The organism is Streptomyces sp. BBFR51 (genome assembly GCF_044591655.1).
Classification (GTDB): domain Bacteria; phylum Actinomycetota; class Actinomycetes; order Streptomycetales; family Streptomycetaceae; genus Streptomyces.
The window spans coordinates 4,877,905-4,896,684 of sequence record NZ_CP172448.1; the positions used below are offsets into that span (position 1 = coordinate 4,877,905).

The following is an 18,780-nucleotide window of genomic DNA, read 5'->3' on the forward strand; positions in this document are numbered from 1 at the left end:
TTCGCATGGGTGCAGGGAAGACCAAGCGGATGCCGCGTGCGGTCCGTGAGCAGCAGATGCTGGACGCCGCAGTGAGCGTCTTCGGGCAGCGCGGGTACATGGCGGCGTCGATGGACGAGATCGCCGAACTGGCGGGCGTGTCCAAGCCGCTGGTGTACCTCTACCTGAACTCGAAGGACGACCTCTTCAGCGCCTGCGTACGCCGCGAGGCCCGCGCCCTCACCGAGGCGGTGCGGGCCGGTGTGCGTCCGGGGCTGCCCGCCGACGGGCAACTCTGGTCGGGACTGCGGGGGTTCTTCACCCACACCGCGCACCACCCGGACGCCTGGCGGGTGCTGCACGTGCACGCCCGTACGCACGGCGAGCGGTTCGCGGCCGAGGTCGCGGTCATGCGCGAGGACATCGTCGCGTTCGTGACGCAGCTGATCGCCGCCGCCGCGCGGGACGCGCACCGGGACCCGCACCTGCCCGAGGGCGAGGTCGCCGGTCTTGCCGAGGCACTGGTCGGCGCCGCCGAGTCGCTCGCCGACTGGGCGGGCGCCACCGAGGGCGTCACCGCGAAGCAGGCGGCGGCGACCCTGATGAACTTCGCGTGGGCCGGCCTCGGCGACCTGATGGCGGGGCGGCCCTGGTCCCCGCCGGAGGAGCCCGAGGTGAGGCCCGAGGCGGAGCCCGAGCCGATGGCTCAGGTCGCGGGGTAGGGCCCGACCTCGCCGGACAGGTGCAGCCGCCGCCCCTCGTCGCCGCGCAGCTCGAACCGGCCGACCTCGCCCCCCGCGCCGTACTCGGCCCCGTACGTCACCGTCCCCGGCAGCAGCACCGGTGCCCGGAAGTCCGCCCGCACCACGGCCGCGTCCGGTGTCCCGTGCTCGGCCAGACACCGGGCGACGGTCCACATGCCGTGCGCGATGGCCCGGGGGAAGCCGAACAGGCGGGCGGTGAGCGGGTGCAGGTGGATCGGGTTGCGGTCCCCGGACGCCGAGCCGTAGCGCCGCCCGACGTCACCGGCGAGGCGCCACTCGGCGCGGGCGGTGAGCGGCTCGGGGGTTCCGGGGGCCTCCTTGACGGGGTGCCGGGTGCTGGTGCTGGTGCGGTGCCGGGCCAGGTAGGTGCTGCGGGACTCCCACACGAGGTCCGTTCCCGAGCGCAGCTCCGTCACCACCGACGCCTCGGTGCCGCGCCAGTGGGGGGCCAGCCCCTCGACGTACGTGGTGAGTTCGTACTCGGCGGTCGCGGGCACGGCGGTGCGCCGGGTGATGCCGATCGACGTGTGGACCAGCCCGAGCAGGGGCAGCGGGAAGTCCCGGCCGCTCATCAGGCGCATGGCCATCGGGAAGCCCAGCACGTGCGGATACGTCACCGGTAGCGCGTCCGCGCCGGTCGGGAAGCCGCAGACCCGCTCGTACGCCGCCAGCCGCGCGAGGTCCACACGCAGGCCGGGCAGGACCAGCCGGGTGCGGGGGAAGTCCGCGTCCGGGCGGGGCCGCTTGAGGGGCGACAGCAGGGCGCCGCGGGCGAGGAGCGGCGCGAGGGCGGGGACGCCGGTGAGGGTGCTGGTCGTCGGGGCCGCGGTGGTCATCAGGCCCCCAGCAGGCTCTGGCCGCAGACCCGTACGACCTGGCCGTTGACCGCGCCGGAGGCCGGGTGGGCGAGCCAGGCGGTGGTCTCGGCGACGTCGACGGGCAGGCCGCCCTGGGCAAGGGAGTTCATGCGGCGGCCGGCCTCGCGGATGAGGAGCGGGACCGCCGCCGTCATCTTCGTCTCGATGAACCCGGGCGCCACCGCGTTCACCGTCACCCCGTGTTCGGCGAGCGCGCGCGGCGCGAGGGAGCGGACGAGTCCGACGATCCCCGCCTTGCTCGCGCCGTAGTTGGTCTGGCCCGCGTTGCCCGCGAGCCCGGCGATGGAGGCGGTCGCCACGATCCGGCCGCCACGGTTGACCGCACCGGCCGCGAGCAGCGCGTCCGTGGTGCGCAGGACACTCGCGAGGTTGACGTCGAGCACGGAACTCCACCGGTCGGCGGGCATGTTGACCAGGCGCCGGTCGCGGGTGACGCCGGCGTTGTGGATCAGTACGTCGAGTCCGCCCGGCAGGGCGGCGGCGATGCGTTCGCCCGCGTCGGCGGCCGTGATGTCGAGGGCGAGGGCGGTGCCGCCGAGGCGTTCGGCGGCCTTGCGTGCCTCCTGCTCGGCCTGCGGCACGTCGAGGACGACGACCTGGGCGCCCTGCCCGGCCAGCGTCTCGGCGACCGCCGCGCCGATGCCCCGGGCGGCGCCGGTGACCAGGGCGGTACGCCCGGCGAGGGGCAGGTCCCAGTCGTCGGGGGCGGCACTCTCGGCCGTCGCCGCGACCTCGATCACCTGGCCGCTGACGTAGGCGGAGGCGGGGGAGAGGAGGAAGCGGAGGGTGGACTCGGCGGCGGACGCGGCGGACGCGGCGGACGCGGTGGTGAGGCGGACGAGGTTGACCGTCCTGCCCCGTCCGATCTCCTTGCCGAGGGAGCGGGTGAACCCCTCCAACGCCTGCTGGGCGGCGGCCTGGTGGTGGTCGGCCGGGTCGAGCGGGGCGCCGAGCACCACCACGCGGCCGCTCGCGGCGACGGACCGTACGACGGGGTGCAGCGCGGCGTGCACCTCGGCGAGGGAGTCGACGTCCCGCACCCCGGTGGCGTCGAGGACGACGGCGGCGGGGCGGCCGTCCTCGTCCCGGGCGAGGCCCGTGCGGGCCAGGACCGGCGCGAGGTCGAGGTCCGTCTTGCCGGCCGCGAGGTGCAGCAGGCCGCCGGTGAGCGAGCCGCGTTCCAGCGCGGCGGGCTGCGGCAGCCCCAGCCTGCGGGTGAGGAATCGGCCGGGTGCGGTACCGGTGAAGCTGAGATAGCGGTCGGCCATGTCCTGTCTCCCCAACGCGTCTGTCGTGCCCACACGTGATCACGAGTGCTTACTCCAGAGTAAGGTTACCGGAGGTAAGCCTGTGTCGTCCTGTGTCGTGCGGGCACTGCCGACTACGTCCGGACCGCACCCCACGGCGCCCCGCTCCCCTCCCAGGGGTTCGCGCTGAGACCGCACACGTACGTCGCGGAGGTGAGCAGCCGGGGGGTCACGCGGATGCCCGTGAGGCGCTCGGCGAGGGCGAACGAGGCGTTGACGGTGGAGTACCCCCAGCCGTGCGTGTCGTCGTCGTTCTCGCCGGTGAGGTCGAAGCCGCATTCCGCCATGTCGGCGAGGAGTCCGTCCGGGTCACCGCCCTCGCGGGAGTCGGCGAAGAGCGCGTCGAAGTCCAGCCGGAGCGTGCCGTCGGCGAACCAGCAGAAGCGGTGCAGCGCGTTGGCGTTGCGGTAGTGCGACACCACCGTGCGGCCCGCGGAAAGGGGCTGCAGGGCCTCGTCGGTGGCCCCGAGGAAGCCGTTGTACTCCACCATCACGGACCAGTCGCCGAGCGAGGTGGCCCCGACGAAGAACCGCTCGTCCTCCTCGATGTGGGCCGCCGTCAGCTCCGGCAGCCGGCTCACACCGGTGATCCGCTCCGTCAGGTCGGCGCCCAGGGTCCGCAGGAGTTCCCCGGGCGCGATCCCCTGGACGTAGGTGACGCAGTACGCCTCCATCCAGTCCTCGTACTGCTCGGTGATCCACAGGTAGTCGGCGGCGGTGGGTTTGTCGGTCATGCCGGCATCCTGCCATCCGGCAGAGCCGCCGATGGCTGACCCCCGGCCCCGCGTAACATCGCGCCGGGGGACGACCGTTGGGACCATTGAGGGGGAGTACCGCATGGCCGGCAGGGCCGGACGGGTTCTCGTGGCCGACGACGACGTGAGCACACGGCGTTCGCTGGCACGAGGGCTGCGGCTGGGGGGTTTCGAGGTCGCACTCGCCGAGGACGGAAACGCCGCGCTGGAGGCGTTGCGCGGACAGCCGCCGGACATCGTCGTCCTCGACGTCTGCATGCCGGGGCTCAGCGGCATCGAGGTGTGCCGGGCCCTGCGCGAGAGCGGGGACGACGTGCCGGTGCTCATGCTCTCCGGGCTGGACGAAGTGGCCGACAGGATCGCCGGGTTAGAGGCCGGCGGCGACGACTACCTGGTCAAGCCGTTCGCACTGCAGGAACTCAAGCTGCGGCTGCACGCCCTGCTGCGCAGACGCCCTCCGGCCGCCACGGACCGCGTCCAGGCCGGCGGCCTGGTCCTGGAACCGTCCGCCCGCCAGGCGTCACTGGACGGACGGCCACTGCGCCTGACGCCCCGCGAGTTCCACCTGCTGGAGATGCTGGCCCGCAACGCGGGCATCGTCCTGACCCGTGGCCGGTTGCTGGAGCAGGTCTGGGGGTACGACGCCGACGTCCGCACCGACGCGGTGGACACGTTCGTCAGCTATCTGCGGCGCAAGACGGAGGCCCACGGACGCCCCCGCATCCTGCACACCGTGCGCGGCCTCGGGTTCGTGCTGCGCGTGGACGAGAGCGCCCGAGAGGCCGGGACCGCCCGGGAGCCCGGGACCGCCCGAGAGGCCGGGACCGCCCGAGAGGCCGGGACCGCCCGAGAGGCCGGGACCGCCCGGGAGCCCGGGACCGCCCGAGAGGCCGGGACCGCCCGGGAGGCCGGGACCGCCCGGGAGGCCGGGACCGCCCGGGAGCCCGGGACCGCCCGAGAGGCCGGGACCGCCCGAGAGGCCGGGACCGCCCGAGAGGCCGGGACCGCCCGAGAGGCCGGGACCGCCCGAGAGGCCGGGACCGCTCCGTGAGGCTCTCCACCCGCATCGCCCTGTCCGCCGCCCTGATCGTGCCCGTGCTGGCCCTCGCCACCAACTACCTGCTGCTGGCCTGGTTCACCGGCGACCTGCGCGCGGAGCAGGAGAGACAGCTCCTTTCCCGTGCCACCACCCTCACGCACAACGCCCAGGCCTATCTGCAGGCCGTCGAGGCCGGCCACCCCGTCGCCGCCAGGAACGCCCGGCGCCGGCTGGTCGTCTCGTCGCCGGACGTCGGCTTCCGGCTGACGGGGCCGAAGGGTGTCGTGGCGGCCGGTCCGCGGCACGACCCGGCGCTGTCACTGCCGGCCGAGGCCAAGCAGCCCGTCGTCCTGGACGGCGCGGACGCGGGCGGCACGAAGTGGCTCGTCATGTCCCGCCGGATCACCCCGCCGAACGGCACACCCCCGGACCGGCCCAACCTGTGGATGTTCTCCCCGGACACCGCCTACCGGGCGCAGCTGTCGCGGGTGCGGCAGCGGATCCTGATGGTCGCCCTGCTGTCCGCCCCCGTCACCGGGGCGATCGCCTGGCTCATCGCGAGCCGCGCCACCCTGCCGCTGCGCCGCCTCCAGCACCGCGCGAACGGACTCGACCCCCGCATCACCGTGCTCCGCCTGGAGCACACCCCGAGCGGGGTCACCGAGGTGGACGACCTCGCCGGCACGCTGAGGACCGTACTGGCCCGGTACGACGAGCAGGCGGCGCGCGCCAAGGAGGCGCTGGAGACCGCCCGGTCCTTCGCCGCGGCGGCCTCCCACGAGATGCGCAACCCCCTGACGAGCATGCGCACCAACCTCGACGTCCTCACCGAGTATCCGGATCTGGACGCGGCCGACCGGGAGGAGGTCCTCGCCGACCTGGCGCGCGAGCAGGCCCGGCTGCTCGGACTGCTGGGGATGCTGCGCACGCTGGCCCAGGGCGACCTGGTCGAGGCCGACGCCTTCACCTCGCTCGACCTGGGCGAACTCGTCCGCGCCTGCGCGGCGGACCTGCGCCGGTCCCGTCCCGACGCGCGGTTGACGGTGCGGGTCGCCGGGGGTCCGCTGGTCCACGCCTGGCACGAGGGGCTGCGCTCGGCCGTGGACAACCTGCTGGTCAATGCCTGGACCCACGGCCGTACGAAGACGGGTGACGTCCGGGTGGAGGTGACCCTGCGGACCGTCCAGGAGGCCGGCGCGCCGGTGGCCGTCCTCACCGTCGACGACCACGGACCCGGTGTCCCACCGGCCCTGCGCGAGGCGATATTCCGGCGCTTTTACCGCAGCGGCGACAGCCCCGGCTCCGGCCTCGGTCTCACCCTGGTCGCCCAGCAGATCGCCCTGCACCAGGGCCGGATCGTGGTGAGCGACCGTCCGGACGGGACACCCGGAGCGCGCTTCGAGGTGCGTCTGCCGGTCACCGGCGTCCAGGACGTCACGCACACCCTGCCGCTGCTCCGCCGCGACTGGCTGACCGCCGCCGACTGACCGGGCGGGCACGCCGCAGGAGTCACAAAGATTTCACAAGGTCGGTCCCTACGTTCCTCCCCACAGCAGGCACGGACTGCTACGGGGAGGGATGCCGGAAGTGCCGGATGTGCGAACGCACTCGGACCAGGTACTGCGGTCGTTGCGCCAGTCGGGCCCCCTGACCAGGGGCGAGCTGGCGGAGCTGTGCGGACTGTCCCGCACCACGCTGTACGAGGTCGTCAGCAGGCTCGTGGACCACGGGCTGGTGGTCGCCACGGTGCCGGACACCGTCCCGCGCGGACGCGGGCGCCCGGCGGAGCAGTTGGCGCTGAACCCCGATGCCGGGCGCAGCCTTGGCATCGACTTCGGCCGGCGGGTCGTGCGCGTGGCCGCGATGGCCGTGCTGCACGACGACATCGGCACCGCCAGTGAGCCGTGCCGCCCCGACGCCCCCTGGCCGGAGCGTGTCGCCCTCGCACGACGACTGGCGGGCACCCTGACCGGCGGGCGGCCGCGGTTTGACGTGCTCAACGGGGTCGGGGTCGCGGTGACGGACCCGGCCGCCGATGCGTCCGCCCAGGTCGACCGGCGGGCCCTGGCGGCGCTGATCGGCCGCGGCTTCGGCACCCGGGTACGGCTGGACGGCGCCCCGCGGCTCGCCGCGCTGGCCGAGACGGTGTGGGGCGCCGCCAAGGGGCAGCGGGACGTGCTCTACCTGCAACTGTCCGACCGGGTCGGCGGCGCGCTGGTGAGCGCAGGCGCGCTGCACCACGGCGCGCACGGCCGGTCGGGGGAGTTCGGGCACATCGGCGTGGAGCCCGCGGGCACGCCCTGCGCCTGCGGCGGCCGGGGATGTCTGCAGACGGTGGCCTCCACCACGGCCGTACTGAACGCGTACCGGGCCACGGCCGGCGTACGGGACCTGGCGGCCGCGCTGTGCGCCGGTGAACCGGCCGCCCACGCGGCGGTACGGCGGGCGGGCACGTACGCGGGCCGAGTGCTGGCCGGCCTGGCGAACGCGCTCGGACCCGGTGCCGTCGTCGTGGGAGGTGAACTCGTCACCGCCGCACCGGCACTCATGGAAGCGGTGCGGCGAGAACTGTGGGCGAACGTCGTGCGGTGGGGTTCGCGGCCGCCGTTGCTCGTCCGCCGCGCCGAACTGGGCGACTTCGCCGCCGCCCTCGGCGCCGTCCTCCTGCTGCGGCGGCCCGCCGACACCGCCTCGATTAAATCCGCCCGCGGGGCATTTAATCCGGCCCCGGAATATTGACGGTCCTCGACGGCAGAATTGACGGCTTTCTAAACTCGCGATGTCCGGGTGTGTTCATTCCACCCGCCCTCAGAAGGGACCAACTCACCATGCTCATCAATCGCCGTGTCAGTGGTGTCGTCAGCATCGGCCTGGCCGCCGCCCTTCTGGGTGTCGCGCAGGCGAGTCCGGCCTCCGCGGTGCCCATCGGAAAGGTGCGGAAGGGGAAAGCCACCTTCTACACGAGCAGTGGTATCGGCGCCTGCGGCAAGTGGGTCGACGCGTCGACCCAGTCGATCGTCGCCGTACCCCGGAAATGGTGGACGACCGCCAATTCGACCAAGGACCCGCTGTGCCGTCTCAACGTGGTCGTGACCTACAAGGGACATTCCGTCATCGTGCCGGTCATGGACAAGTGCGGCGGCTGCGGACCCAACCAACTCGACCTCGGACGGCTCGCTTTCGCGAAGCTGGCCGCTCCCTCCAAGGGCGTCATCAAGGGCGTCAAGTGGAAGTTCGTCCGGTAACGGATCAGACGACACCGGTAACGGATCAGACGACAAAGGAGTTCGATCGATGGCCAAGCCCCGCATACTCACCGGGCTGCTCGCAGCCCTGACGCTCTCGACCCTGGCCGGACCGCTGGCCACCACGGCGTCGGCCGCCCCGGCCTCCCCGACCGCACAGGCCGGATTCGTGGTCGGCAAGGCCGAGTTCAACCGGATGTTCCCGCAGCACAACACGTTCTACACCTATGCCTCGCTGACGAAGGCGATGAAGGCGTTCCCGGCCTTCGCCCACACCGGCAGCGCCGCCGTCAGGAACCGCGAGGCCGCCGCCTTCCTCGCCAACGTCTCCCACGAGACCGGTGGGCTGAAGCACATCGTCGAGCAGGACAAGTCCAACTACGACCACTACTGCGACACGAGCAAGCCCTACGGCTGCCCGGCCGGCAAGGCCAAGTACTACGGACGCGGCCCGATCCAGCTGAGCTGGAACTACAACTACAAGGTCGCGGGTGACGCCCTCGGCATCGACCTGCTGCACAACCCCGGTCTGGTGCAGAAGAACCCGGTCGTCGCCTGGAAGACGGCCCTGTGGTTCTGGATGCGGCAGACGGGCTCCGGCCCCATGACCGGCCACCGCGCCATGGTCGGCGGGGCCGGTTTCGGCCAGACCGTCCGCAGCATCAACGGTGCCGTCGAGTGCGACGGCCGCAGGCCGGACCAGGTCCGCCACCGGGTGGCCCTGTACGACAGGTTCGCCAAGGTCCTGCGCGTCGCGCCCGGCAAGAACAAGAGCTGCTGAGGGAACGGGAACATGCCCATATCGCGGTACCTCGCCACGGCCCTGACCGTCGCCGCGGCGACGAGCGCCCTGTCCGCCGGCTCCGCCACCGCGGCCTCGGCCGCCGTGCCGTCGCCCAAGGCGCTCAAGGCCAATGTGCTCAAGCTGACCAACGCCGAACGGGCCAAGGCCGGCTGCCCCAGGCTGAAGTTCGACGCGGCGCTCGCCGGGGCGGCGCAGCGGCACTCCGCCGACATGGCGGGGCACGACTTCGTCGGCCACGTCGGATCGGGCGGCAGCACGATCGCGACCAGGGCCGAGGCCGCCGGCTACACCCACTGGAACGCGCTCGCGGAGAACGTCGCCGCCGGCCAGAAGACCGCGGCCGCCGTGGTGAGGAGCTGGATGAAGTCCCCGGGGCACCGGGCCAACATCCTCAACTGCTCGCTCGAGCACCTGGGCGTCGGCTATGTGAAGAGGCCCGGAACGCGCTACGGGACGTACTGGACCCAGGACTTCGGCGCGAAGTTCTGACCCACGGATTCCGACGCCGACCGCCGCGTGCGGTGTGCCGCTGCATCGGCACACCGCACGCGGCGGTGGTGTGTCCGGGGGACGGGGGCGTCGCGGATCAGAAGGGAGTGAGCGTCAGGCGCAGGCGCTGGGGCGCGTTGTCCTGGATGTACGTGGCGAAGTCGCCGACGTCGTCGAAGGCGAAGCCGTACGCCTTGCCGTTGTTCACCACCGAGTGGATCGCCTGCGCGTAGTGGTTGGTGACGGGGGTCCGGTAGAAGGCCGCAGCGCCGGTCGTGGGCTGGGCGCCGGCGCGCAGGAGCACGGAGCGGTTGAAACCGGCGCCGAGGACCGCGGCCACCGGGCCGCGCAGCCCGTCGTTGGGCGCGGCGAGGCTGCCGTCGCAGAAGAGGATGTCGCGGGTGGTGGGCCGGTCGAAGGTGAGCGTGGCGGGACCGTGGAAGGTCAGCTTTCCGTCGCGTACCCGGCCGGTGAAGGTGCCCGCGTTGGTCCGGACGGTGAGGTTCTGCCGCGTGTAGCGCCGCCAGACCTGGTCGATGTACGGGCCGTAGTAGTTCCCCGGGAAGCGGCCGGCGTCGAGACCGTGTCCGGGGGCGATGGCCCGCAGGTCCTTCACCACCAGACGGTCGAACGCGCCGCGCCGCCGCAGGGCGGCGAAGACGGCCTTCCTGCCTCCCTTGCGCACCGCGCCGGTGGTGTGCCGGCCGCGCCCGGTCAGCTGAAGGCTCATCGGGACGCTGAACATGTCGACCATGGTGGTGTTGCAGAACATCCCGTCGGCGTTGTGCGTGAACTCCGCGCAGTCGTGCAGCACCGGGTGGTTGGGGTCCGACGCGACCCAGCCGGCCGGGGTCTGCAGCGCGGGCCGCCCGTTGCCGTCGCGAACCACCTTGAGTTTCAGTTTCCCGCCCAGGGACACGTAGATGCGGCCCGACATACGGGGGAGTGAGAGATGCGTTTCCCCCTTCGCCGCGAGCGGGATCGCGTAGTCGGTGAATCCGCCCGCCTTGTTGTCCGCGAGGGCGAGCGGGACGGCCTTTCCGGACCGGTCGACCCTGACCTGCCGGTCGTTGCGGGTTCCCACGATGTACACGTGGACCGACGCGTTCTTGAATTCCCCGCTGTTGTTGACGATCGTCAGTGGCAGCCGCCCTCCGGCCGCGGCGTGGGCCACCGGCGCGGTGGCGGAAAGAAGCGGACCGGCCAGTGCGGCCCCTCCCGCCGCCACGAGAAGTGAACGGCGCGCTATTGCGCTCGGACGGTCGTGCGTCCGGTCGTGCGTCCGATCGTGCTGCGTCATCCCGTAATTCTCCTTATTTGGTGAAGGGTTACGGCGAAGGTGAACGTACAGCAATTCAAGGCGCTCTCTGATTTGTCCCGGATTTTTTCCCGTAGGCGCCACAAGGGGCTACTCTGGAGTAGGGTTACCGGTGGTAAGTCCCATGTCCCGGGTGAGGAGCAGGTCGAGATGAGTCCCCTGGCAGCGCAGTCCACCCGCCGCGTCGCGGTCGTCGGCGGCGCGCGCGTCCCCTTCGCCCGCTCCGACGGGCCGTACGCCACCGCCTCCAACCAGGAGATGCTCACCGCCGCCCTCGACGGCCTGGTCGAGCGCCACGGACTCCAGGAGCCGGGCGCGGTCGGCGAGTTCGTGGCCGGTGCGGTCCTCAAGCACAGCCGCGACTTCAACCTGGCCCGCGAGACGGTCCTCGGCTCGGCGCTCGACGCGCGCACCCCCGCCTACGACATCCAGCAGGCCTGCGGGACCGGACTCCAGGCCGTGATCGCCGCCGCCAACAAGATCGCCCTCGGCCAGACCGAGTCGGCGATCGCGGGCGGCGCGGACACGGCGAGCGACGCACCGCTCGGGGTCAACGACCGCCTGCGCCGCATCCTGCTGGAGGCCCGCCGGGCGAAGTCCCTCGGCGGTCGGGCGAAGGCACTGGCCGGGATCCGCCCGGGTCACCTGGTCCCCGACATCCCGCGCAACGCCGAGCCGCGCACCGGCCTTTCGATGGGCGAGCACGCCGCGGTCACCGCCCGGACCTGGGGCATCGGCCGCGAGGCCCAGGACGAACTGGCCGCCACGAGCCACCAGCGGCTGGCGGCGGCGTACGAACGCGGCCTCTTCCAGGACCTGGTGATCCCCTTCCGGGGCCTGGCCCGCGACCAGAACCTGCGCCCCGGCTCGACGGTGGAGAAACTGTCCACCCTGAAGCCGGTGTTCGGCCTGGACGGCGCCGCCCCCACGATGACCGCGGGCAACTCCACGCCCCTGACCGACGGCGCGGCGACCGTGCTGCTGGCGAGCGAGGAGTGGGCCGAGGCCCGCGGCCTGGAGCCGCTGGCCTACCTGACGGCGTACGAGACGGCGGCCGTGGACTTCGTCGGTGGCGATGTCGCGGGCGGCGAGGACGGGCTCCTGATGGCACCGGCGTACGCGGTCCCGCGCATGCTGGAGCGGGCCGGGCTCGGGATCGAGGACTTCGACCTCGTCGAGATCCACGAGGCGTTCGCGTCCCAGGTACTGGCCACGCTGGCCGCCTGGGAGAAGCGCGGTCTGGCCCCGGTGGACCGGGCCCGCCTGAACGTGGCCGGCTCCTCCCTCGCCACCGGGCATCCCTTCGCCGCGACCGGCGCCCGGATCGTGGCGACGCTGGCCACGCTGCTCGCCGAGCGCGAAGGGCCGGGGCGCGGACTGATCTCCGTCTGCGCGGCGGGCGGCCAGGGCGTCACGGCCGTACTGGAACGAACGTGACTTACCCTCAGGTAACTCCCAAGCTTGCACACACCCGGCGCGGGACCATCCCGGAACACGCACCAACTCCCCACGCGGGCGCCGTACGATCCCGAGACTGACCGCCGGTAACCCATGTCCGCGGGACCGGCGATGAACGCCTCGGCGCGCGAGGCACGTACGTCATGCAGCAGAGCAGTGACACCACAAGCAGTGTCTCTGCTGCACGTCCCAGGAGCCGCCCGTGTCCACCCCGCTTCCCTCCTTCGCCGCATCCGCCGCCTATGCCGACTCGCCCGGCCCCACCCTGGTGGCCCCCGAGACGCGGCGGCTGGACGGGGCCGTACGGGAGGCCTACGTACCGCCGTTCGCCCCGCCGGTGCGCCGCGGCTCCCTCGCCGACCTGCCCTTCGACAACGCGGCCGCGGTCCCGGGCCAGGTCGTCCTCAGCCGCCGCTCGCCGGACGGCGACTGGTCCGACGTGACGGCGGCCGAGTTCGCCGGGCAGGTGCAGGCGGTGGCCAAGGGCATGATCGCGGAGGGCCTCATGCCGGGCGACCGCATCGCGATCATGGCGCGGACGACGTACGAGTGGACGCTGCTGGACTTCGCCGCGTGGGCGGCCGGCCTGGTCACCGTCCCGATCTACCCCACCTCCTCCCTCTTCCAGACCCGCTGGATCCTCCAGGACTCCGGCGCCGTCACCCTGGTCACCGAGACCACCGCGCAGGCCGCGGCCCTCGGCCCCGAGCTGGACCGCATCCCCGACCTGGGGCACCTGTGGGTGATGGAGAAGGGGCACGTGGAGCGTCTCGCGGAGCTGGGCGCGCGACTGCCGGACGCGGAGGTGGAGGTGCGCCGCGGCATGCTCGGCCCGAGCACGCTGGCCACCCTGATCTACACCTCGGGCACGACCGGCCGCCCCAAGGGCTGCGTGCTGACCCACGGCAACTTCTTCGCCGAGGTCGACAACGCGATCGAGCTGCTCTACCCCGTCTTCAAGGCGGAGACCGGCGAGGAGCCCTCGATCCTGCTCTTCCTCCCGATGTCCCACGTCTTCGGCCGCATGGTCGCCGTGGCCTGCGTCCGCGCCCGGGTCCGCCTCGGCCACGCCCCGAGCCTGAAACCCGAGGACCTGCTGCCCGACCTGGCGGCCTTCCGCCCGACCTGCCTGCTGACCATCCCGTACATGCTGGAGAAGGTCTTCAACAGCGCCCGCGCCAAGGCCGAGTCCGGCGGCCGGGCCTCGGCCTTCGACCGCGCGGTCTCGGTGGCGGTGCGCTACGGCGAGGCCAAGGAGGCCCGCCAGCTGGGCTCGGGCGGCGGCCCCGGCCGCGGCCTGCGGACCGCCCGCTCCTTCTACGATCCCCTCGTCTACCGCAAGATCCGCAACGCCATGGGCGGCCGGGTCAAGTACGCCATCTGCGGCGGCTCCCCGCTCGGCCGCCGCCTGGCCGCCTTCTACACCGGGGCCGGCATCGAGATCTTCGAGGGCTACGGACTGACCGAGACCACGGCCGCGGCCACCGTCACACCCCCGCTCAAGCCACGCCTGGGCACCGTCGGCTGGCCGCTGCCCGGCACCCGCATCCGCATCGCCGCCGACGGCGAGATCCTCGTCGCCGGCGAGCAGGTCCTGCACGGCTACTGGGACCCGCAGGCCGGCGGCGTCGTCCAGGCCGCCCCCGGCGGCTGGTTCGCCACCGGCGACATCGGCAGCCTGGACGACGAGGGGTACCTGACGATCACCGGCCGCAAGAAGGAACTGCTGATCACCGCGGGCGGCAAGAGCGTCGCCCCGGCCCCGCTGGAGAACTGGCTGCGCTCCCACCCCCTGATCTCCCAGTGCATCGTCCTGGGCGACCGCCGCCCCTACGTCTCCGCCCTGTTCACCCTCGACCCCGACGGCGTCACCCACTGGCGCCGCATGAACGGCAAGCACCCGGTGCCGCCGGAGCTGCTGACCGACGACGAGGAGGTCCACGCGGTCCTCCAGCGGGCGGTCGACGAGGCCAACAAGCTGGTCTCCCGCCCGGAGTCCATCCGCCGCTTCGCCGTCCTGCCCAGGGACTTCACCGAGTGGGACGGCCACCTCACGCCCTCGATGAAACTGCGCCGCGAGGCGATCATGCGGGACTTCGCGGGGGCGGTGGAGGGGCTGTACGAGGCGTAGGGCCCGCTCGGGCGGGCTCAGCGGGGGCTCAGCGGCGGGCGATGAGGAACGCCTGGGGGACCTGGGCGACGGTGGTCTCCTCGGTGGTCCGCACCGTCCGGGACAGCACGGTGAACCCGGCCTGCTCCAGCAGCTCCGCCATCGGCTCCGGCCGCCGCCGTTCGAAGTCCAGGGCGACCGGGTGGCCCCACGGTCGGTCGTGGTGGTTGGGCTCGTCACCGACCTGGAAGCCGAGCAGCAGGTGCCCGCCCGGGGCCAGCACGCGCCGCACCTCGCCGAAGAGGTCCGGCAGCCGCTCCCACGGCGTGTGGATCGACGAGTACCAGGAGACCGCCCCCGCGAGGGCGCCGTCCGGCAGGTCGAGGTCCAGCATGGACCCCTGCTCGAACCGCAGCCCCGGGTTCTCGCGGCGCGCGATCGAGAGCATCGAGGAGGACAGGTCGAGGCCGAAGACCCGCAGGCCCAGCGAGGCGAGGTGCGCGGTGACCAGGCCGGGCCCGCAGCCGAGGTCGGCCACCTGCCCGTCCGGCCCCACCAGCTCGGCGAAGGCGCCCATCAGCGCCCGGTCCAGCGGGGCGTCGTCGAGCACGGTGCGGAAGCGGACGTGGTAGTCCTCGGCGACGGCGTCGTAGAAGGTCCGTGTGGTGGTCACGAAGGCGGGGTCGGTCATGGCGGCGTCGGTCATGGCGGGACCCTAGCGGCAGCCACTGACAGCAAGGCCGGGTGAAAAGGGCAGGAGCCCCGTCGCCGAAGACGGCGCGGGGCTCCTTGGGTACTGCTGTCAATCAGACAGGAGTGACATTCTCCGCCTGCGGGCCCTTGGGACCCTGCGTGACGTCGAAGTTCACCTGCTGGTTCTCCTCGAGCGAGCGGAAGCCGCTCGCGTTGATCGCGGAGTAGTGGACGAAGACGTCGGGGCCGCCGCCTTCCTGGGCGATGAATCCAAAGCCCTTTTCGGCGTTGAACCACTTCACGGTTCCGGTAGCCATAAGCCCTCCTTGGGCCCAAAGGGTTGCCCTGCTCCAGAACCAGCAAGTGTGAAGACTGGAATTCTGCACAACTGCATATGTCTGAGAACGACGAGAGCCCGCGGTCACATGCTCCGCAGGCTCTGTACTGCAAGGGAAACCAAACTGCAACTTGCTGTGAGCCTAGCACGCAGGCCCCCGAGCGCAACAGAGGCCAAGATCACTTCACCCGGACGTTTGAACAACTGCGCCGTTCGGCTGACACCCGCCGGCGCCGGGGGTCGGCGGCGGGCGGCCGCCGGGGGAGGGCTAGCCTCGCGATGTGGACAATTCTCGCACCCGGCCGCGCGTCGGCCACATCCAGTTCCTGAACTGCCTGCCCCTGTACTGGGGGCTCGCGAGAACAGGCACGCTCCTCGACTTCGAGCTGACGAAGGACACCCCGGAGAAGCTCAGCGAGCAGCTGGTGCGGGGCGATCTCGACATCGGTCCCGTGACCCTGGTCGAATTCCTCAAGAACGCCGACGACCTGGTCGCCTTCCCCGACATCGCCGTGGGCTGCGACGGCCCGGTGATGTCGTGCGTGATCGTCTCGCAGGTCCCGCTGGAGCGGCTGGACGGTGCCCGGGTCGCCCTCGGGTCGACCTCGCGCACCTCCGTACGCCTCGCCCAGCTCCTCCTGGCGGAGCGCTACGGCGTCCAGCCGGACTACTACACCTGCCCGCCGGACCTGAGCCTGATGATGCAGGAGGCCGACGCGGCCGTCCTCATCGGCGACGCCGCCCTGCGGGCCAACATGATCGACGGCCCGCGCTACGGCCTCGAGGTGCACGACCTGGGCGCGCTGTGGAAGGAGTGGACGGGCCTGCCGTTCGTCTTCGCGGTCTGGGCGGCCCGGCGCGACTACGCGGAGCGCGAGCCGGTCATCACCCGCAAGGTGCATGAGGCCTTCCTCGCCTCCCGCAACCTCTCCCTGGAGGAGGTGGAGAAGGTCGCCGAGCAGGCGGCCCGCTGGGAGGCCTTCGACGAGGACACCCTCGCGAAGTACTTCACCACCCTCGACTTCCGCTTCGGCGCCCCGCAGCTGGAGGCGGTCACCGAGTTCGCCCGCCGGGTCGGCCCCACCACGGGCTTCCCGGCCGACGTGAAGGTCGAGCTGCTCCAGCCCTGACCCGCCGGGGGTGCCCGCACGGGGCGGCCCACTACCCTGCTGGCAGGTACCGGCGTACGGGGGAGGGGTGGACGCCATGCGGCCGCTCGAAGTCGACGAACCCACCGTCGTGGGGCCCTACCGGCTGCTCGGCCGGCTGGGCTCCGGCGGCATGGGCCGGGTCTACCTGGGGCGCAGCGCCGGCGGTCGCACGGTCGCGGTGAAGATCGTGCACCCGCACTTCGCGCTGGACGAGGAGTTCCGGGCCCGGTTCCGGCGCGAGGTGGACGCCGCGCGCCGGGTGGGCGGCGCCTGGACCGCGCCCGTACTGGACGCCGACCCCGAGGCGCGCGTGCCGTGGGTGGCCACGGCGTACGCGGCCGGTCCGTCCCTGACGGCGGCCGTCGCGGACGGCGGCCCGCTGCCCGCCCACTCGGTACGGGCGCTCGGCGCGGGCCTCGGCGAGGCGCTGGCCGCGGTGCACGAGCTGGGCCTCGTCCACCGAGACGTCAAGCCGTCCAACGTGCTGCTGACCCTCGACGGCCCCCTCCTGATCGACTTCGGCATCGCCCGCGCCACCGAGGGCACCGCCTCCCTGACCTCGACGGGCGTCTCGATCGGCTCACCCGGCTACATGTCGCCCGAGCAGATCCTCGGCAAGGGCGTGACCGGCGCGGCGGACGTCTTCTCCCTGGGCGCCGTCCTGGCCTTCGCCGCGATGGGCGCGCCGCCCTTCCCCGGGGACTCCTCGGCCGCGCTGCTCTACAAGGTCGTCCACGAGGAGCCCCGGCTCGACGACCTGGACGGGGAGCTGCGCGCGCTGGTCGCGTCCTGCCTGGCGAAGGACCCGGCCGCCCGCCCGGCCCCCGCCGAGGTGGCCCGGCGCCTGGCACCCGGGGGCGCGGCACGGCTGGTGACCGGCGGCTGGCTGCCGGGGGCGCTGGTGGAGCGGGTCAGCCGGAGCGCCGTACAGCTGCTGAACCTGGAGGCGGCGGAGTCGGAGCCCGGGGTATCGGGACCCGTGGGGTTCAGCCGCCCGTCGGTCACGGCGGCAGGCGAGGCCGGGGCGGCGGACCCCACTGCCGGTGCGGCGGCGGACCCCACTGCCGGTGCGGCGGCGGACCCCACCGCCGGTGCGGCGTCCGCCCCCACTGCCGGTGCGACGGCAGCCCCCACCCCCAGTGCTGCGTCGGCCCCCATCGCCGGCGCCTTCGGGCCCCCGCCGGTGATGCCGACGCCCACCCCGCCCTCATCGTCGTCCTCGTCCGTCCCCGGCCCGAGGGACGCCGACCCGGGTGCGGAACCGGGCACGGCGCACCCGCCCGGCAGGCTCGCCCTCTCCGTCGCGGCGACCTCCACCCAGGGCGCCGGGGGCCGCGGCCGGCGCCTCAGCTGCACCGTCGCGCTCGCGGTGGCGGGAGCGCTGGCGGCGGTGACGGTCGGGTCGGTGTTCGTCCTGGACCTGCTTCCGGGCTCGGGCAACGACACGAACAACGCGGGCGGCAGCGACGCCTCCCACGAGCCCCCCGCCGCCACCTCCGGCAGCCTGCCCTCGCGCTACGTCGGCACCTGGGAGGGGCAGGCCGCCGCCCTGGACGGCAAGCTGCCGCTGGGCACCTTCCGCATCACGATGAAACAGGTGAACGTCGGCCAGGAGCTGGGCAAACTCCGCCAGACCGACGCGCTGGGCGGTGTCTGCGTGGACGTGATCACGCTCAAGAAGGTCACGGGCAAGCAGATCGTCGCCGCGTCCGTCGGCGCCGAGGGCAACCACGACGGCTGCAACCCCGCACCCACCACCGTCACCTTCACCCCGGTCGGCGACGACCTCGACTACGCGTCGGAGAGCGAGGAGTCCGGGCGGCCCGAGGCGCGGCTGTCGAAGGTCAAGTAGCGGGTTCCGGCACGGTCTTGCCGCGCGTGACGCGGCGGACGAGCAGCGCGACCAGTACGGCGGTCACGGCGACCGCGGCGGCCAGGCCGACGGCCCACAGGTACGGGAACCGCTCGTGCACCCAGCACGCCCCGCCCTCGCGGTGGCAGTCGCCGTCCCAGTCCTGATGCTCCTTCGGCCGCCAGGTCGCGCCGATCACCCCGAGTACCAGCCAGCCGGCCGCGAGGGCGGGAAGGGCGGCGACGGCCCAGGCCAGCGAACGGAGCCTGCTCGCCCGCCACTTCATCCGGGTCAGCGGCGCCACGAGGGCGGCCAGGAGCAGGGGCAGCAGAGCGCCCAGGGTGGCGCCGAAGGCGTACGTGCCGCCCGGCCACGCGGGCGCCAGGTCGCCCCAGACCTCGTGACCCCAGCGCATGTCGACGAGGACCAGCGGCAGGATCAGGGCGAGGAACGCGGGGAACATCAGGCAGCCGAACACCCGGTCCCGGCGGCGCGTGCCGGAACGCGGGGCGGACGACCGCCCGTCCCGACGGTGCTCGTACCGCAGGGCGGGCCCGGCGGCCCTGCGCCGTCCAGGTCGCGCCGATCCGCCTGCCACCG

At 72.9% G+C, this 18,780-nt stretch carries 17 protein-coding genes and 1 pseudogene; 11 read left to right on the top strand and 7 right to left on the bottom strand.

Translation table 11 applies throughout. The features are described from left to right. The first annotated feature begins 5 nt into the window (after nt 1-5). The gene (locus tag ACGH7X_RS22340) at nt 6-701 is read left to right on the top strand and encodes a TetR/AcrR family transcriptional regulator (RefSeq protein WP_399887262.1); all 696 of its coding nucleotides are present in this window, start codon (nt 6-8) and stop codon (nt 699-701) included. Here the strand turns inward: ACGH7X_RS22340 and ACGH7X_RS22345 are convergent. The 3 genes from ACGH7X_RS22345 to ACGH7X_RS22355 all read right to left on the bottom strand — a co-directional run bounded on the left by ACGH7X_RS22345 (nt 686) and on the right by ACGH7X_RS22355 (nt 3,662). Beyond that, complete coding sequence (locus tag ACGH7X_RS22345; protein ID WP_399887264.1) at nt 686-1,579, bottom strand: MaoC family dehydratase; 894 nt, start codon at nt 1,577-1,579, stop codon at nt 686-688. The two genes, ACGH7X_RS22340 and ACGH7X_RS22345, sit on opposite strands and share 16 nt — an antisense overlap. After that, a complete protein-coding gene (locus tag ACGH7X_RS22350; protein WP_399887266.1) occupies nt 1,579-2,889 on the bottom strand; it encodes a 3-oxoacyl-ACP reductase in 1,311 nt (436 codons plus the stop codon). Before ACGH7X_RS22350 ends, ACGH7X_RS22345 begins: the two co-directional genes overlap by 1 nt. A gap of 113 nt (nt 2,890-3,002) precedes the next feature. Then, entirely contained in the window at nt 3,003-3,662 is a 660-nt protein-coding gene (locus tag ACGH7X_RS22355) for a DUF6461 domain-containing protein (RefSeq protein WP_399887268.1), read from the bottom strand. Nucleotides 3,663-3,765: 103 nt separating this feature from the next. On the opposite strand from ACGH7X_RS22355, the pseudogene ACGH7X_RS22360 reads away from it, so the two are divergent. From ACGH7X_RS22360 to ACGH7X_RS22385, 6 genes and pseudogenes are all read left to right on the top strand, one after another. After that, nucleotides 3,766-4,452, top strand: a pseudogene (locus tag ACGH7X_RS22360) (response regulator transcription factor); the annotation flags it as partial. Between the two features lie 278 nt (nt 4,453-4,730). After that, a complete protein-coding gene (locus ACGH7X_RS22365) occupies nt 4,731-6,209 on the top strand; it encodes a sensor histidine kinase (RefSeq protein ID WP_399887270.1) in 1,479 nt (492 codons plus the stop codon). 100 nt (nt 6,210-6,309) lie between these two features. Continuing rightward, on the top strand, nt 6,310-7,461 hold the full coding sequence (locus ACGH7X_RS22370) for an ROK family protein (RefSeq protein ID WP_399887272.1): 1,152 nt from the start codon (nt 6,310-6,312) through the stop codon (nt 7,459-7,461). Nucleotides 7,462-7,550: 89 nt separating this feature from the next. Next, nucleotides 7,551-7,967: a hypothetical protein gene (locus ACGH7X_RS22375; protein ID WP_399887274.1), complete on the top strand. Its 417-nt coding sequence runs from the start codon at nt 7,551-7,553 to the stop codon at nt 7,965-7,967. A 49-nt stretch (nt 7,968-8,016) separates the two neighbouring features. Then, nucleotides 8,017-8,748, top strand: coding sequence for a chitinase (locus ACGH7X_RS22380; protein ID WP_399887275.1), 732 nt, complete (start codon nt 8,017-8,019; stop codon nt 8,746-8,748). A 12-nt stretch (nt 8,749-8,760) separates the two neighbouring features. Further along, nucleotides 8,761-9,261: a CAP domain-containing protein gene (locus ACGH7X_RS22385; protein WP_399887277.1), complete on the top strand. Its 501-nt coding sequence runs from the start codon at nt 8,761-8,763 to the stop codon at nt 9,259-9,261. 97 nt (nt 9,262-9,358) lie between these two features. On the opposite strand, the gene ACGH7X_RS22390 is transcribed toward ACGH7X_RS22385, so the two are convergent. Then, a complete protein-coding gene (locus tag ACGH7X_RS22390) occupies nt 9,359-10,561 on the bottom strand; it encodes a beta-1,3-glucanase family protein (RefSeq protein ID WP_399887279.1) in 1,203 nt (400 codons plus the stop codon). A 168-nt stretch (nt 10,562-10,729) separates the two neighbouring features. Between ACGH7X_RS22390 and ACGH7X_RS22395 the strand changes: the two genes are divergently transcribed. Both ACGH7X_RS22395 and ACGH7X_RS22400 read left to right on the top strand, forming a co-directional pair. Next, nucleotides 10,730-12,016 (top strand): acetyl-CoA C-acetyltransferase, encoded by a 1,287-nt coding sequence (locus ACGH7X_RS22395; protein ID WP_399887281.1) that lies wholly within the window; start codon nt 10,730-10,732, stop codon nt 12,014-12,016. Nucleotides 12,017-12,239: 223 nt separating this feature from the next. After that, nucleotides 12,240-14,168: an AMP-dependent synthetase/ligase gene (locus tag ACGH7X_RS22400; protein ID WP_399887283.1), complete on the top strand. Its 1,929-nt coding sequence runs from the start codon at nt 12,240-12,242 to the stop codon at nt 14,166-14,168. 28 nt (nt 14,169-14,196) lie between these two features. On the opposite strand, the gene ACGH7X_RS22405 is transcribed toward ACGH7X_RS22400, so the two are convergent. Together ACGH7X_RS22405 and ACGH7X_RS22410 are read right to left on the bottom strand one after the other, a co-directional pair. Beyond that, on the bottom strand, nt 14,197-14,853 hold the full coding sequence (locus ACGH7X_RS22405) for a class I SAM-dependent DNA methyltransferase (protein WP_399887285.1): 657 nt from the start codon (nt 14,851-14,853) through the stop codon (nt 14,197-14,199). A gap of 100 nt (nt 14,854-14,953) precedes the next feature. After that, a complete protein-coding gene (locus ACGH7X_RS22410; protein ID WP_046908818.1) occupies nt 14,954-15,157 on the bottom strand; it encodes a cold-shock protein in 204 nt (67 codons plus the stop codon). A gap of 301 nt (nt 15,158-15,458) precedes the next feature. Here ACGH7X_RS22410 and ACGH7X_RS22415 point away from each other — a divergent pair, with 301 nt between their 5' ends. Then, complete coding sequence (locus ACGH7X_RS22415; RefSeq protein ID WP_399887287.1) at nt 15,459-16,307, top strand: menaquinone biosynthetic enzyme MqnA/MqnD family protein; 849 nt, start codon at nt 15,459-15,461, stop codon at nt 16,305-16,307. Nucleotides 16,308-16,383: 76 nt separating this feature from the next. Then, a complete protein-coding gene (locus ACGH7X_RS22420) occupies nt 16,384-18,180 on the top strand; it encodes a serine/threonine-protein kinase (protein WP_399887289.1) in 1,797 nt (598 codons plus the stop codon). On the opposite strand, the gene ACGH7X_RS22425 is transcribed toward ACGH7X_RS22420, so the two are convergent. Further along, nucleotides 18,173-18,778: a hypothetical protein gene (locus ACGH7X_RS22425; RefSeq protein WP_399887291.1), complete on the bottom strand. Its 606-nt coding sequence runs from the start codon at nt 18,776-18,778 to the stop codon at nt 18,173-18,175. The two genes, ACGH7X_RS22420 and ACGH7X_RS22425, sit on opposite strands and share 8 nt — an antisense overlap. Between the last annotated feature and the right edge of the window lie 2 nt (nt 18,779-18,780).

Bases quoted from the DNA above. Each gene is read 5' to 3' on its own strand.
- ACGH7X_RS22420 (WP_399887289.1), top strand. From the start codon at position 16,384: ATGCGGCCGCTCGAAGTCGACGAACCCACCGTCGTGGGGCCCTACCGG.
- ACGH7X_RS22345 (WP_399887264.1), bottom strand. From the start codon at position 1,579: ATGACCACCGCGGCCCCGACGACCAGCACCCTCACCGGCGTCCCCGCC.
- ACGH7X_RS22355 (WP_399887268.1), bottom strand. From the start codon at position 3,662: ATGACCGACAAACCCACCGCCGCCGACTACCTGTGGATCACCGAGCAG.
- ACGH7X_RS22410 (WP_046908818.1), bottom strand. From the start codon at position 15,157: ATGGCTACCGGAACCGTGAAGTGGTTCAACGCCGAAAAGGGCTTTGGA.
- ACGH7X_RS22390 (WP_399887279.1), bottom strand. From the start codon at position 10,561: ATGACGCAGCACGATCGGACGCACGACCGGACGCACGACCGTCCGAGC.
- ACGH7X_RS22340 (WP_399887262.1), top strand. From the start codon at position 6: ATGGGTGCAGGGAAGACCAAGCGGATGCCGCGTGCGGTCCGTGAGCAG.
- ACGH7X_RS22405 (WP_399887285.1), bottom strand. From the start codon at position 14,853: ATGACCGACGCCGCCATGACCGACCCCGCCTTCGTGACCACCACACGG.
- ACGH7X_RS22385 (WP_399887277.1), top strand. From the start codon at position 8,761: ATGCCCATATCGCGGTACCTCGCCACGGCCCTGACCGTCGCCGCGGCG.
- ACGH7X_RS22375 (WP_399887274.1), top strand. From the start codon at position 7,551: ATGCTCATCAATCGCCGTGTCAGTGGTGTCGTCAGCATCGGCCTGGCC.
- ACGH7X_RS22380 (WP_399887275.1), top strand. From the start codon at position 8,017: ATGGCCAAGCCCCGCATACTCACCGGGCTGCTCGCAGCCCTGACGCTC.
- ACGH7X_RS22350 (WP_399887266.1), bottom strand. From the start codon at position 2,889: ATGGCCGACCGCTATCTCAGCTTCACCGGTACCGCACCCGGCCGATTC.
- ACGH7X_RS22395 (WP_399887281.1), top strand. From the start codon at position 10,730: ATGAGTCCCCTGGCAGCGCAGTCCACCCGCCGCGTCGCGGTCGTCGGC.